Genomic DNA, 15794 nt, shown 5'->3' with positions numbered 1-15794 from the left:
ATGAACTTCCGCATCGCCGACACCTTCACCGACAGCCTCGCCAAACTCACCGGCGAAGAACAAAAAGCCGTCAAGACCACTGCCTTCGACCTTCAACTGAACCCGGCCAATCCAGGCCTGAGCTTTCACAAGCTCGACCGGGCCAAGGACAAGAATTTCTGGTCGGTGCGGGTGAACAGCGACTTACGGCTGATCGTGCACAGGACCGACACGAGCTTACTCTTGTGCTATGTCGATCACCACGACAAGGCTTACCAATGGGCTGAGCGGCGCAAGCTGGAAACCCATCCGAAAACCGGCGCGGCGCAGTTGGTGGAAATTCGAGAGCGGGTCGAGGAAGTCGTCGTTCCGAAATACATCGAGGCGGAGCGACCGGCACCTGCCAAGCCCTTGCTGTTTGCCCATCTATCCGACGACGAGCTGCTCGCCTACGGCGTTCCGCCCGAATGGTTAGCAGATGTGCGCCGGGCCGATGAGGACACGATTTTAGAACTGGCGGATCACTTGCCGAGTGAAGCGGCCGAGGCACTGCTGGATTTGGGCGTCGGTGTGACCCCGCAAGTCACTCAGCCCGTGGCCGGCGGCACCGATCCCTTCCAGCATCCCGACGCCCTGCGGCGCTTCCGCGTGATGAACAATGTGGAGGAACTGGCTCGGGCGCTCGATTACCCGTGGGAAAAGTGGACCGTTTTTCTTCATCCGTCCCAGCGGCAACTGGTCGAGCGGGATTATTCCGGCCCTGCTCGGGTATCCGGATCGGCGGGTACGGGCAAAACCATCGTGGCCTTGCATTGGGCCGTCGTTCTCGCCCGTAGGCATCCCGACGCCAGGGTGTTGCTGACGACCTTCTCCGATACCCTGGCCAACGCCTTGCGCTCGAAGCTGAAACGGCTGATCAGCCACGAGCCGCGCCTCGCCGAACGGCTGGAAGTCCATGCGATGGATGCGATCGGCCAAAGGCTCTTCGAGCTGAACTTCGGTCCGTTCAATCTCGCGTCACGAGCGGCGATTCGCCGGTTGATCGAGGAGGCTTCCAGCCAGGTCGAAGACCACAAGTTCAGTCTGCACTTTCTGCTGACCGAATGGGAGCAGGTGGCGGATGCCTGGCAGCTGGACTCGTGGGAAGCGTATCGAGACGTTAAACGGCTGGGAAGAAAGACCCGCCTCCCGGAACCCCAGCGGCGGATGCTCTGGTCGATCTTCGATCGGGTCCGTTCGGAACTCCGGAGCCGCCGATTGACGACCCAGGCCGAGTTGTTCACCCGTTTGGCGAGTCATCTGGCCGAAAGCCGAAACCCGCCCTTCGATTTCACCGTGGTAGACGAAGCGCAAGATATCGGCGTCGCGCAATTGCGTTTTCTGGCCGCATTGGGCGCCGACCGGCCGAACGGTCTTTTCTTCGCCGGCGACCTCGGACAGCGGATCTTTCAGCAAGCCTTTTCGTGGAAAGCGCTCGGCGTCGACATACGCGGCCGATCGCGCACCTTGCACATCAACTACCGCACCACCCATCAGATCCGAATGCAGGCCGACCGATTGCTGGGACCGGAACTGTCCGACGTGGACGGCAATGCCGAGGAACGGCGCGGCACGATTTCCGTCTTCAATGGCCCCTCCCCGGCCATTTTGACGTTCGATACCCCAGAAGACGAAATCGAAGCGGTCGCGGAGTGGCTTTCGGTCCGAGTCAGGGAAGGCATCAAGCTCCATGAAATCGGCGTTTTCGTCCGATCGGCGGGCGAGTTGAATCGCGCCAAGGCCGCCGCCGAGCGCGCCCGACTCGCCTTCAAGATCCTGGATGACCACGTGGAAACGACAAGTGGCCATATCTCCGTTTGCACCATGCACTTGGCGAAAGGACTGGAGTTTCGAGCCGTGGCCGTGATGGCCTGCGACGACGAAGTCATTCCCTCGCAGGCGCGGATCGAATCCGTGGCCGACGACGCCGATCTCGAGGAAGTCTACAGCACCGAACGGCATCTGCTGTATGTCGCCTGCACTCGCGCCCGTGATCATCTACTCGTAACCAGCGGCGACATTCCCTCAGAGTTTCTTGACGATTTACGAGGCTGACTGCAGGCCCGGAAAACCAACTCATCGGTCTTCTCGGCCAGTGCTCGTGGAGGCCCAATTCGAAAAATCAGAGCGGGAGATCGGAATCTTACATTCCGGGATGATTTCTCCGTTATCGATAAAGGGGGGCGATATGAACAACAACGTGGAATGGCTTACGCGGTTCCTCTTCTTTCAAACGCGACAGACATTGCCTGACGGCCGGCCGCTATATGCGTACAAATGCGGCGACAAAAAATACGCCGAATTGAAGGAGCTGACCAAGGGATTGATTACTCTGGACCTCAAAGGAAGACAGGCTCCCCGAATCGCGCCAATCTTTTGCCTGTATGCCGCAGAAGCCTTTTGCCGGGAGCATTCTGAAGGGTCTTGGACTTGGGAAACTGTCTTTGACCCACTTGGAATGGCCCCAGTACCCCATCAGAAAATTTCAGACTGGGTTCAAAAAGGTCTTGACTGGTGGCGCCGTTCTCTAATCCGTGGCCAGCATGGTGACCGCCGTTTCTTGGTAACCATTGCGTGCGAAGGTGGCTTACCGTTGCGACTGTTGCAGAACGAAAATGCCAAGCTTACTCAGTTCTTCCGCACTGTACTCGATGCTTACCACTCACACGGTTGCAGTGGTGCGGAGGCAGCTGAAGCGATTGCCCGCCAACACGAAGGTTGTCTCCCGATCACGCTGCGACAAGAAGTCGTTTTTCACCTGAGCGGCGAATTGATCGCGCAGCTCGTGGAGCTGCAACGCGCCATCGGCAATGCTCCAGATCCCATCGCAGCACTCGACCAGCAGTCCGAAGATTGGCGGCGGCGTCTGCCGTTGTACTTGGAGGACAAGACGACGGAAGCGTTGCTCAACGGACTGCTTGTGCGATCGCAGGAATTGACCTTAGCCAAAGCCACACGGCTCCGGTGGCGCGGACGATTGCACGAAACGGCGACCGGGTTCCGGATTGAAAAGGGCCTGGAGCTCCCGGAACGTTTATCGGGTCGACAGATCCTTGCCTGGATCGACCAGAGCCAGAGCCTGAGTCTCAAGCCAAGGCTCCGCTTGATGTTACATACACGGTCAGGAACCGAGGCGGTCGCCTGGTTGACGTTAATTCAAGGGACGGGCGAGGACGCCGTCTACCGCCGCGAATGGCTCCGCCGCGGAGGACTGGTGCTTTCCGGGGAAGCTGTTTTGCAGCCACACGGCATCACCTTGCACGATGGACAGACCGAGTATCCGTTGACAGCGCAGAATGGCGACCCGTGGGAAGATCTACCCTGGGTATTCATCGAGCGCGGTACGTCGAAGGGCCTAGAATGGCTGACTGAAGGATCAGCACGCACCCGCTCCGATTGTGCATGGATAATGGCAGCCGATTCGCTTACGCCCACTTCGGCCGATGGCAAAAGCCATGAAAAACGAGGCAGGATCGCTGATTTGGGGCGGACGGTTTACCGGGTCAGCGGGCAAGTCGATTTCATCACACCGGAGCACGATTGTTATCGAATTGTCTGCGGAGCCGAGGACGACTCTGACGAAACCTATGCCTTAGTCGGAGACACTTTGCCGGAAGCACTCGGTCAGCGCACTCTCTATAAAGGGCTCCCCCGCATCTTGTGTATCGACTCGCAAGGAAAGAGACGGTTTCCATCAGGACGAATTCAATGGCGGCCTGTCCACGCCGGCGGGGCCTGGCGCGATAGCGATGCCAACGCTGTGGGCAAGGTCTGGATCCGATTGGTCGATTCAGACAATGACATCGAACAATTTCGTCAGCAAGTCGATGTATTGCCGCACGCGTTTCGTTTGGAACGAAATATCGGGTCAGGAAATTCTCCAGGAATCTATCGCCTTTCGGCGATCGACAAGGCACAAATTGAGGCTGGTCCAGGCGTTCCGATCCGTATTACCGTCACCGACGACGAGGGATGCATCGAGTGTCCTTTCTGGCCCGGTATTCCCCTTCCACTTATCAATCTTAGTTTGAGGTGGTCCGGTTCGTCAGCGGTTCAACTCACTTTGCCTTATCCGCAAAGGGGCGCGCTTTATCAATTAGCGGGGCGTCCATTGCAAAGAGACGATCTCGTTCCCCTAGATCGGATTGGCGGCTTACAACTGATCATTCAGGACCCAGCCGGACGAAGCCGCTATTGGTTGGATGGCCAACTCATCGCCAATGACGAGCTTACTGGAGAATCCCGAGCTCGGCTCGGTTTCCGTGATCATTTGCCCCCTCTTGTGGAAGGTCGCCTCGAATTGCCGTTATTTGCTTGGCACGACCGAATCGCTCACCTATTGGCCAGCAGCCGCGATTTGGAAGCAAGATTACGACTGGAGGTGTGTGCCACAACAGGCGAAACGCTCGGTCGGATTCATATCGCTCGATTTGATGCGATCATCCAGCCGAACCGCTCAGCCAATAAGGCTTTTATTACGGACGACTCGCTGGCGCGGCTAGGCCCCAACTGGAACACACGGGTTCGACTGGAGATGATCCCGCTGTGGGAGCCCGGGAAAGAGCCGGTGCTACTATCCCCATGTGCCGATCAACCGGCTTCATGGGACGTTCCCAAGGATCTGGCATCGGGTCCTTGGTGGGTCATAGGCCGTGACGGCGACTGGGCGCGTTTTCGGCCGCTCCTGTGGAATATAGCCAGGGACGATGATCCCTCTGATGTATTCGAGTCAGACTCCATACTGGCGGACGCTACTCGAGAACCAAATCCCGAGCAACGCGAAAGTCGGTTAACTGCGTTGCTGTCTGAACTCAGCCAAAATCCCAGCCACCCTGACTGGCCGCGACTTTTCGATTATGTCCGACTTACTCGCGAATTTCCGCCCAGCTCACTCGATGTACTGCGTCTTCTCGTAAGCCATCCTCGCACGCTAGCACTTGCACTGCTTAAGGCGGATGACGAGATCTTCGACCGAGTCTGGTCGTTCTCCGAATACATGCCCTTCTCGTGGAGTTTGATTCCGGTAGAAGGTTGGCGCGGTGCCGCGGAGACGTACTTCGAGCATGTACGTATTAGTCTCGGCGAACTAGATCCGAAAGGAGAGATTGCCTTCGAGGTTTTCAAGAAATTCCGGGAGCGGACTGTAGCCCGTCGCCAATATTGGCGGCCTCTCAGCGACTGGCTCCAGGAGCGGCTATTTCCCGATCGCCCGCTCCAGGATAGTGAACTACAGTTTGCACGCCGACCTGGTGCAGCGACTTTCATGGATCTACGGATTCAACAAGCGGAACAGGAACTCCTGGGCCGTCATGATGCTGATGAAATTTGGCCGCAAAGTGACGAAGTCATGGACATGCTGCGACTCGATCCGACCCTGGACCGATATGCTCATCTCCACCCGATCTACCGGCCCGTCCGTTGCGCACCCTTTATCACCGCATACTCGAGTTTGAAGGGTATTTCCCCTAGCGAAAATCTGATCTATGAACTGCGCTTGCTTCGAGCGTTCGACCCCGAGTGGTTCGATACCGTCTATGCCATCGCACTGACTTTAGGATTAGCCTTACCGACATCTGAGACTGATTCATGATCCCGTCAAAACGCTTCTACACCTCGCTCGTGGAACAACTCGGTCGCCGATCCACCCGCGCGGTGCTCGGTTTATTGGGACTCCGCAACGATGTCTTGCGCGAACACCTTCGAGAACATTTCGGACAAGATGCCGGGCTGCCCGGTTCCTTTCTTGCCGATCCGGTCTTCGAAGCCACGTTCGGCTGGCAACCCGCGGAACTGACCTTGGGAGAACTGGAGGGCAAGCTGCTGCACTCCGATCTGATCCGTGCATTGCGCGAGCCGGCAAAAAACGGATTGACAGAGGATTACACTTTTCCTGAAAGCCGTCGTCCCTATCGCCACCAATTGGAAGCGTGGCGGGCACTGATCGAAGGCCAGCCGGCGCGCTCGGCATTGGTGACGAGCGGTACCGGCTCGGGTAAGACCGAATGTTTCTTGATTCCCATACTCCACGACCTGGCATCCGAAATGGAACGGCGCCAAGGGGCGCCGCTGACCGGGATACGGGCGCTGTTTCTTTATCCGCTGAATGCCTTGATCAAGAGTCAAAAGGATCGATTGATCGCTTGGTCGGAACCATTCGGCGGCAAGCTCCGGTTCTGCCTGTACAACGGCGACACACCCGATCAAGCCAAGAGCGAGTGGCGCAGCGAGGTGCCCGACCGACGCACGTTACGCGGCAATCCGCCCCCGATCCTCGTCACCAACGCCACTATGCTGGAGTATATGCTGGTGCGTAACGAGGATCGGCCGATTCTCGACCAATCCCAAGGCCGGCTGCGCTGGATCGTCATCGACGAAGCCCACACCTATCTTGGCTCTCAAGCCGCAGAATTGACCCTGCTGTTGCGGCGTGTACTCCATGCCTTCGGTTGTCGCCCCGACGAGGTCCACTTCGTGGCAACTTCGGCAACCCTAGGCGATGCCGGCCCGGAAACCCGGCAACGCTTAGCTGAATTCCTTGCCGATGTCGGCGGAATTTCGCCCGACCGGGTCAGCGTCGTGGAAGGACGGCGAGAAGTGCCGGGCTTGCCGGAAGCGCTTTGTCGGAACCATCGGCCCGCGCCATCCAACGATAGTTTGCAGACGTTCAGCTCTTCGGAACGTTTCAACGTGTTGGCGGGCGACAGGCGTTTTAGAGAACTTCGTGCACATTTGATTCGTCAGGCCAGCCGATTGAGTGACCTGTCGCGGATGCTTTTCGAGCGCGACGACACCGCCGCTCGCCGGGCAACCTTGGAAGCGCTCGACCATTGCACTCAGGCCGTTAACGAGCAGGAAGAAGCTTTTTTACCCCTGCGCGCCCATTTTTTTCATCGCACCCTCAGCGGACTCTGGGCATGCGCTAATTCCACCTGTCCCGGACGGTCGAAGACCCGTCTCGACGATCCCCGCTGGCCTTTTGGAGCCGTTTTCCTAGAGCGGCGCGAGCACTGTTGTCACTGCGAGAGTCCCGTGTTCGACCTGGTGCAATGCGGAGAATGCGGCACGGAATATCTGTCCGCTGTGGAGGTCCACGAGAACGGCGATGAGTGGCTGCGCCCTCGCATATATCAGCAAGATGCAGACGAATTCCAGCAGGACTTGGACCCGTTGGAAGGCGATGAGGATCAAGAATCCGATGATAACGCCAAGTCTACGGTGGAATTGCCACGCCTTTTGACTACGAGTGAGTGGGCAAGCCAGCGAAACCTCGGCTTAACGAAGAACGGCCGACTTGACTGGACGGGCGAGGGTGACTTGCGCGTGCATATACGCATACCCGAAGATGCCGATTTGATGTGCCCGGTTTGTCGGGAGAAGGATCGATCCAACAGGCCACTATTCAAGCCAATTCGAGTTGGCGCTCCATTCCTGTTGGGCACGGCTATCCCAACGCTTTTGGAACCTCTGCCCATCATGATTGGGGGGCAGGACGCCCGCCCGTTCGATGGGCGGAGGCTCATCACTTTCACTGACAGCCGGCAAGGAACCGCTCGCGTCGCAACAAAACTTCAGCAGGAAAGCGAGCGAAACTACGTACGAAGCTTGCTTTACCACCATCTTGCCGCTGCCGCGAAACCAGCGGATGCGGCTGAAATCAAAAAGTTCGAGGACCAGATCGCCCATCTGGAGCGAGCCGTAGAAGCAGTGCCCGATCTTAAGACGCTGCTGGAGGACAGCCGGAAGAAGCTCGCTCAACTTCAAGCTCCGCCGTTGGGTCAACTGTCTTGGGAAGAAGCTGAGGACAAACTGCTTGGCGCGGATGATTTCAAGCGCTGGCTGCTTCCTAGTCTGCATGAACTTACCTTTCGTCAATTGACGGATCGTCAGCTTGTACGATTATGCTTAATGCGGGAATTCATGTTGCGCCCTAAGCGGCAGTTTTCATTGGAAGGGCTGGGGTTGGCTCAACTACGTTATCCGCGTATCGAGAAAGCCGAACCGCCAACGGCAATGAAGCACCGGGGCGTGAATTCGGAGGAATGGCGTTCGCTATTAAGCGTAACCGTGGACTATTTCCTGCGCAGCGGCACCCCCTGTGTTGCGGTCACGCCTGACGTAATCCGCTGGCTCGGCTATCCTGGCCGACCTTGCGCTCAGTTAGCGCCAGGGATGTCCAAGACCAAGAAAATTCAACGTACTTGGCCTTCCTCCCAGTCACTCTATGCTTCAATAAATCGGCTGGTACGCCTGCTCTGCCATGCCTTCCATCTTGACCTCGACGATGTTGAACACCGTGCTCAACTCGATGAGATGCTCGTCGCGATATGGACTGGAATACGTCCGCTACTGACTCAGACCGAAGATGGCTTCAAGCTCGAACTGGAAAAAGAGGCGGTGCTGAGCGAGGTGCGCGATGCCTGGTTCTGTCCGGTTACTCGGAGGATACTGCCAGTTGCGTTTCGCGGGCTGACACCGTATCTCCCTACCGTTCGCTATGTGGCGGGGCTGTCCTCCCACACCGAGTTAGTCGAGTGTCGAAGGATCGCAATGCCTCGTGTGCCGCATCCATTTTGGCACGGTTGCTCCACGGAAGAAGCCGATCATTGGCTGGAGAGTGACTCCACAATATGTGAGCTGCGCGAAATAGGTACTTGGCCAGACCTCAGCGACCGTATCGCCCGCCACAGCCGATATATCCGGGCAGTAGAACACTCGGCTCAGATCGCAGGACCCGATCTCACTCGCCGCGAGGCGGAATTCAAGTCCGGACGAGTCAACGTGTTGAGTTGCTCGACGACCATGGAAATGGGTGTGGATATTGGCGGCTTGACCGCCGTGGCCATGAACAACGTGCCGCCCCATCCGGCCAATTTTCTGCAGCGGGCGGGGCGCGCCGGTCGCCGCGGTGAGACCGCTGCCCTGAGTTTCACTCTCTGCAAGGCGACGCCTCACGGAGAGGCTATCTTCCGGAATCCGTTATGGCCTTTCACCTCTCGGCTTGGTATGCCGAGAGTGAGCCTGCAAAGCCAACCCATCGTCCAGCGTCATATCAACGCTTTGGCGTTAGCCGAATATTTGCGGGAACAGGCGCCGGATCGCATACACCGTCTGCATACGGGTTGGTTTCTCGAACCGAGTGCGCCGGAAGACTCATCGGCACCTTGTGATTCCTTTGCAGACTGGTGTAAGCGCCCGGAATCCGTACCCGCTGGCCTGTGCGAAGGCATTAATGCTTTGGTTAACCGCACTATCCTGGAAGGCCGTCCGCTATCTGATCTCCTAAGTCGCACTGCCGAGGCCATCAGGCAGGTCGCTGAGCGCTGGCGCCGCGACTTACAAGCACTCCAAGATCAGCGAGAGCTTGTCCGTACCAGGGAAGGCGACAGTAAACCGGAGCAGGCGCTCGATATTCAATTGAGACGCCTGCGCGGCGAATACCTGTTAGGTTATCTCGCAACCCTAGGATTCTTGCCGGGTTATGGTTTCCCCACGGATGTCGTACCCCTGGTCACCACCACGCTGGAGAATTTGCAGAAAACTGATGACGACGGGCGTGAAGACAACCGCGTAAGGCGTGCCGGCTATCCCAGCCGTAACCTGGCTATTGCAATCCGAGACTATGCGCCCGGCACCGATACCGTGCTCGACGGTCGGGTATTTCGATCAGGCGGCGTCACTCTCAATTGGCAAGTTCCCGCTGAAGCCGAGGCCGCGCCGGAAATCCAAAACTTGCGTTGGGTTTGGCGTTGTGAGATGTGCGGCGGCAGCGGGACGCGCCCAACCCAGCCCGAGATTTGCCCAAGCTGCGGCGAGCGTGATAGCAAGAAACTCACGTACCATCGCTATCTTCAGCCGGCCGGTTTCGCAGTGGACATTCGCTGCCAACCTCACAACGATATCACCATCCCCCAGTACATTCCGGTTCGTGATCCTTTAATCTCACTGGAAGGCGCCGACTGGATGCCTCTGCCAAGCCCTCGCTTGGGACGTTATCGGTATTCGGAGCACGGCCACATCTTCTATCGAAGTGATGGATTACATGGCGAAGGATTTTGCTTGTGCCTTCGTTGTGGCCGCGCTGATTCGATGCTGCCGGGGAAGCGGCTTCCTGCGAGTTTTGTACAGGATGTCGAAAAGCAAAATCCCCTTTTTCACAAACGCTTGCGCGGCGGTCGCCGAGACGATCGAGAAACGGCGTGTCCCGGTAACGGAGAGGATTGGGCAATCCAACGAGAATTACGACTCGGGGTGGTCACCTGGACTGAGATTTTTGAGCTTCAGTTACTGGATTCCTCCGGAGTTCCCATTGACCGATCTGCCGCTTTTACCTTGGCAGTGGCTTTGCGACGCGCCTTATGTCTGATGCTAGGCATTGAAGAAGCGGAAGTCGGTGCGGTGGCTTCACCCAGCCGAGATAGCAATGGGCATCCCGCATTTTCAATTTATCTATATGACACAGCGACTGGAGGTGCTGGCTACACAGGTCAGGTCGTCGCTCAGCTTCCGGAGCTTTTGCGGAAAGTACGATCAGAGATATTGGATTGCCCCCGTCAGTGCGATGCCGCCTGCCAAGGCTGCATCCTGACCTACGACACGCAGCATCACCTTGATAATTTGAACCGGCACGCTGTACGAAGGTTACTGACACCGGAATTTCTAGATGCTCTCGATCTTCCTGCGGAAATTCAAGCATTCGGCTCCGGTAGTCGGCTCGAAATGGAGCCATTGGCTTTGGCGCTACGCCGAGAATGGCAGCGGCGAACGGCACGGGAACTGCGCATTTACCTTGGAGGGGACGTCGACGAGTGGGAACCGCTGGCCTGGCGCTTGCGTAGCGATTTGACCCGCTGGGCGGAAGCAGAAGCCACATTAAGTTTGATTGTCCCAACCAGCTCGTTGGCCCGATTAAGCCCAAGCCAACGTGACGATTTAGCCGCCCTCGTCGCCTTCACCAGGGCCGAGCTTTACAGTGCCGATTCCCCATTGAGCATAGCAACACCCGATTTGCCGCTCATTCTAGAACTCGGCTCAGAGAACCGACGGGTGCGTTGGGCCGCTACTGATTCTTCCGCACTCGTACCTCGAGCCCGATGGGGCGGTGGGGAGGCTGGAACGCAATTCGTCCGGATCAGTGAATCCGAACCGTTGCTACCTTTACCTGCCCAGTTCAAAAAAGTTGACCCAGAAACCCTGCGTAATGTCCCATCCGGCCTGATCGAAATACGAATCACGCGAGAACTCGACGGCCCTTCCGTTACTTTCGGCGAAAGGGCCTGGGCTCTTCTCGAACAACAGGTTCCCGTCTTAGCGCAGTACCTAAACGGTTCCATGCCATTGGTCGAAGTACGGTACTCTGACCGTTATCTGCGCTCGCCTCTTACCTTACTGTTGCTTCACAGCCTGCTCGGAGATTTTGCTAACTATTCCGGTGGCTTGGCATCGACAACCTCAATCCGCGTGGAAACCGCTCTGTTGGAACGACTCAACACGGAGCCTCCCCGCCTCCTTAATCACGATTGGCGCGACGGTGGAGATCGTCGCACTATTGCCGAGCGATGGTTCCGGGAAAGCCACCCAGTCTTTAGCTGGCACGAGGCGCCAACACGGGAGTTACCTCATGCCCGAGAGTTGGAATTAACTTGGAAGGATGGCAATCGGTTGACCGTGCGACTGGACCAGGGAGTTGGCTACTGGCGAGTCGTTCCGCAGATACGCCCGCATTTTCCCTTCGAAAGTAACGTGGAGCAGCAAATCGCTCGGCTGCGCCAATCCAATCTAATGCTTGAGCCAATTAGCGGGCATCATCCTACATTTTGGTATTGCGGCAAAAGGATGCATCCTTAGCTGAGTGGCATCCGCAAGCTTCCATCGATGGAGGAAAGTTGAAGTATATGACGTGGTCCAATGCCAGCAGACACCTGAGTTAAGGAGTTAAGCTCTACAACTGAGGTGAGAGATGATGACAAGAAAACGCTATACGAAGGAATTCAAGCTGGACGCGGTGAGGCTGGTGACCGAACACGGGTACACCCAGGCCGAAGCCGGTCGCAACCTGGGGATCAACCCGAAGATGCTGGGGCGATGGATTCAAGAATACCGGGTGGATGAGCAGGAAGCGTTTCGGGGGAATGGCAAACGGACGGCAGAGCAGGAAGAGCTGCGGCGACTGCGGGACGAGAACCGTAGGCTGAAGCAGGAGCGCGATATTCTGGTAAAGGCGGCGGCCTTCTTCGCGAAGGAAGTGGGCTGAGATATCAGTTCATTGATCAGGCGAAGAAGGCTTATTCCGTGAAACGATTGTGCCGTGTGCTGGGGGTGAGCCGGGCGGGCTACTACGCCTTCGTCCGGCGACCGCAGCGCGGTCCAGATCCGATGCGCCAGGCGAAACTGGACGCAGTGCGCCAATTGGCGGCCGACTCGGACCACGTTTATGGCTCGCGGCGCATGGCACGGGAGCTGGGACGACTAGGCTACCGGGTCGGCCGCTATCAGGCACGTGGACTGATGCGCGAGGCTGGGGTGTGGGTGCGCTATCGCCGCCGGTATCGGGTGACGACAAACAGCGCACACAGCCAGCCCGTGTTTCCGAATCGGCTGCAGCGGGGTTTCCGAGTAGCAGCGCCGGACCGGGTATGGGCCTCGGACATCAGCTATGTCTGGACGGCCGAAGGCTGGTTGTATCTGGCCGTCGTGATTGACCTATACGCCCGCAAGGTCGTGGGTTGGTCTCTGGGAAAGCGCCTCACCAGCGCCTTGGCATGTGACGCGCTCCGGATGGCGCTGTGGCGCCGGCAACCGCCCCGGGGTCAACTGCTGCATCATTCTGATCAAGGCGTGCAGTATGCCAGCCGGGCGTTTCGGGGCCTGCTGCAGGCGTATGGGATGACAGGCAGCATGAGTCGCAAGGGCGATTGTTGGGATAACGCTGTGGTCGAGAGCTTCTTTGGCTCGCTCAAATCCGAACGGGTCCATTGGCGGAGTTACCAGACTCGAGAAGAAGCGCGCCGGGATATCGTCGAGTACATCACGATGTTCTACAACTGTCGCCGTCTGCATTCGTTCCTGGGTTATCGCAGCCCGGACGAATTTGAGAAGAACGGCCATTTGGCCAATGCCGCTTAACTGGGGTGTCCGCTATCACTTGACCAGGTCAATATAGAGACTGGGCCGCTCTGGCTTTTCTGGAAACCAGACGCTGGTCAGAGAATTTCATCGGGGTGAGAAGTATCTATATAAGACTCCACTTCTTGAGAGGTGGAGTTACGAGGGTAATCCCCCCGAGAAACGAGCGGGCTCAGAAGTAGAATTTTCTCTAAAAGGGGGAATTCTGCATGAAGATGTAGACGTTTTCATAACCAGACCATCGAGGCGTTGAAGCATGTAGAAGGCCGGCTAGCGGTGCCGGAGTAGTGCCGGGAGTTGGGGTCAGTTCGGCGACGTTCTACAAGTTGGGCGCGAAATATGGAGGTATGGACACGTCCTTGATAACCCGGATGAAGGAATTGGAAGCCTAGAATGCCCGCCTAAAGGAAATCTACGCCGATGACCGTTGAAGATACCCCAATCCATTAGCCGGTAATGATTCCGCCCGAGCGAGTAATCGATCCGGCAGCAGCCAACCTCACAGATGACACAGAGCCCGCGCTTGAATGCGGTGGACGAAATGCCAAGCACGCCATTGATCTGATTGGCCGGTCGATTATCGGCCAACATCTTGATGAATTGAGCGAGATCGACGGCTTGTAGGAGTCTCTCGTGCTGGGACTTGCGCCATCGGCACTGCCGTGCGATTTTTATGTTTATACATCCGCTGATCCCCGGCATGGAGAAATGCCGATGAACACCATCCTACTCACCATTGGCCTTTTTTGGATCACTGTCGCAGCCTATGGCTTGACCCGGCAGCGTCCGGCCGAATTCTGGCGCACACTAACGGGCGATGCGGCCATCACGCGAGAACTGTGTGGGGTCGCTGGACCATTCCCGTCCGGGCAATGCGCCTCACGTTCACGCCAACCCTATTCGTCTGCACACTGGCTCTGGCGTGGGGATGGATGCTGCTGCAGCTGATTATTGGTTTCAGTGAGGACGCTGAATTTCATGAGAAGGCGTCAGATGAGTACGATTTAGGCAAACTGTACAATTACCGAACGGCTAAATGGGACAATGGCCAACAACCAGGGGGACTCTACTGGTGGGACGTGTAAGACAAAAAATTATCCGGATATCCTAAAGGAAGCTCTGAACAAGTGGATTCCGTTCAGGGTTCGACAAGCTCACCATGAACGGAATCAGTATCTTACCTCTCGTCCTGAGCCTGTCGAAGGACTTAATCAGAACTTCCTAAAGTATTCGCAAAGAATGTCTCTAGGCGGTCAGGTCTTTCGGCCTTTTAGCTCGCGAAGCCGGTTCTTCACGAAGCTGAGCGCGTTTCCGAAACTGCCGCCGGCGACGGCCGCACTTGCGTTGGCATTATTTATGAACGAATCAACCGCTCCGCCAGCCCGATATCCCGCCCAACCCAACATGCCAAGCCACAAAAGCGGCACAATCGTGAACATCGTACCGGTAACGAGATCGATCACCACTTCGCTCACGGTGTAGTCCGTCTTATCGACAGCAAAGTCGAACCAGCCGGTGGGGTTGAGCGCCTGCTGGAGCGTATTATCGAGCCAGACGGCCGCCGCCCACAGGAACGTCAGGAACCGTACGGCAAAGAGCGTAATCGTCAAGGTCAGGAGCGTGCCGACGGAAAACTCGCCGAATAACAGGACGAACGGCATCAGCGCAAAGATCAGCATCAGAAGAACCGCCTGGCCGACCGGCGCCGCTTCGCGAATGGCGTACATCTTCGACTGAAAGAAGACCGATTCCCACCACCCGCCAACGGTCGCGCCTGCTCTCGCCAATCGTCCGCCGGCGGCATCCCCTAACCCGGCTGTTACCGGCATGCTCAACCGGCCATCCTCGATGGTCCAACATTGACCGAAGGGCAGCGTCTTCGGTCTTCCTGGCGTCCCAGCCGAACGCAGTCATGAGTTCGGTCACCCACCCCCGGGTCTGTGCCCAGGCGTCCACGTCGATCTCTTTGATCAGCCGGTCTCTGATTCCGTGAGTCTGTGCCTCCCACCAGTCCTTGCATTCGGGCCTTCCCCACTGCGGCGCCGGATAATGCTCGGTGTCGTACTCCGTATCCCGTTGCGGATCGAAGGGAAAGCCCGGTATCTCCTCGCTCGCCCTTGTCGCAAGGTTAATGTTGTTCACTCCGTAGTAGCCACTGGTGTCCAAGAAGAATTGCGAACCCGGCCAGTCGATGTCCGTCGGGTCGTATCCATTCGGCAGCGGCTGCTTGCTATCGAAGAGCCTCATCCGGGCGGGATACCAGCAGTCGTGCGTGAACAGTTGAAGCTCCCGCCGAAGTTGCGGGTCTTTGATCCGGCTGTTTTCCAGTTTGTATTGGTACAGCCGGAAGTCGTTCTGGCAGGGAATCGCGGCGACCGCGGCGTTGACCAGCCCGCCCGCGGCCGCCATGACGCCATACCACCACACCGGCACGCGACCCTTGATCCCGGAGATGCCAAGAGCGGTGAACACGCTGTCGTAGGTCGTGTTGGAGGAGCCCCCTTCGCCGCATCGTTTGAGCATGGTCGGGTGTAGACGAGCCCCGAAGGCTGGAGCGGAATGAAAGGCGTACCCGCGAGCATGACCACCGTGAACATCGTCGCGATCGAGACTTCGGCGGCACGGATGTTCCGTTCCGCGCCTTCGGCCCCCGC

At 57.5% G+C, this 15794-nt stretch carries 5 protein-coding genes and 2 pseudogenes; 5 read left to right on the top strand and 2 right to left on the bottom strand.

What is annotated here, in order from left to right; genetic code table 11:
• The 5 genes and pseudogenes from ACWJKU_RS08415 to ACWJKU_RS08395 all read left to right on the top strand — a co-directional run.
• Positions 1-2073 (top strand): 3'-5' exonuclease, encoded by a 2073-nt coding sequence (locus tag ACWJKU_RS08415; protein ID WP_454147639.1) that lies wholly within the window; start codon positions 1-3, stop codon positions 2071-2073.
• 133 nt (positions 2074-2206) lie between these two features.
• Positions 2207-5608 carry an STY4851/ECs_5259 family protein gene (locus ACWJKU_RS08410; RefSeq protein ID WP_454147637.1) on the top strand — a complete coding sequence of 1134 codons (3402 nt, stop codon included), beginning with the start codon at positions 2207-2209 and terminating at the stop codon, positions 5606-5608.
• A complete protein-coding gene (locus ACWJKU_RS08405; RefSeq protein ID WP_454147635.1) occupies positions 5605-11862 on the top strand; it encodes a DEAD/DEAH box helicase in 6258 nt (2085 codons plus the stop codon). Before ACWJKU_RS08410 ends, ACWJKU_RS08405 begins: the two co-directional genes overlap by 4 nt.
• 112 nt (positions 11863-11974) lie before the next feature.
• A protein-coding gene (locus ACWJKU_RS08400) for an IS3 family transposase (protein ID WP_454142624.1) occupies positions 11975-13140 on the top strand; the annotation gives its coding sequence in 2 pieces (ribosomal slippage) (positions 11975-12230 and positions 12230-13140; 1167 coding nt in all).
• Positions 13141-13410: 270 nt separating this feature from the next.
• Positions 13411-13529 (top strand): annotated as a pseudogene (locus tag ACWJKU_RS08395) (IS3 family transposase); the annotation flags it as partial.
• Positions 13530-14393: 864 nt separating this feature from the next.
• Here the strand turns inward: ACWJKU_RS08395 and ACWJKU_RS08390 are convergent.
• Together ACWJKU_RS08390 and ACWJKU_RS08385 are read right to left on the bottom strand one after the other, a co-directional pair.
• The gene (locus tag ACWJKU_RS08390; protein WP_454147633.1) at positions 14394-14969 is read right to left on the bottom strand and encodes a conjugal transfer protein TraG N-terminal domain-containing protein; all 576 of its coding nucleotides are present in this window, start codon (positions 14967-14969) and stop codon (positions 14394-14396) included.
• 112 nt (positions 14970-15081) lie between these two features.
• Positions 15082-15663, bottom strand: a pseudogene (locus ACWJKU_RS08385) (conjugal transfer protein TraG N-terminal domain-containing protein); the annotation flags it as partial.
• Between the last annotated feature and the right edge of the window lie 131 nt (positions 15664-15794).

The sequence above is a fragment of the Methylocaldum sp. MU1018 genome (assembly GCF_053646775.1).
Note: the sequence above shows the minus strand (reverse complement) of the source record. Positions and strands in the feature narration are given on the sequence as shown.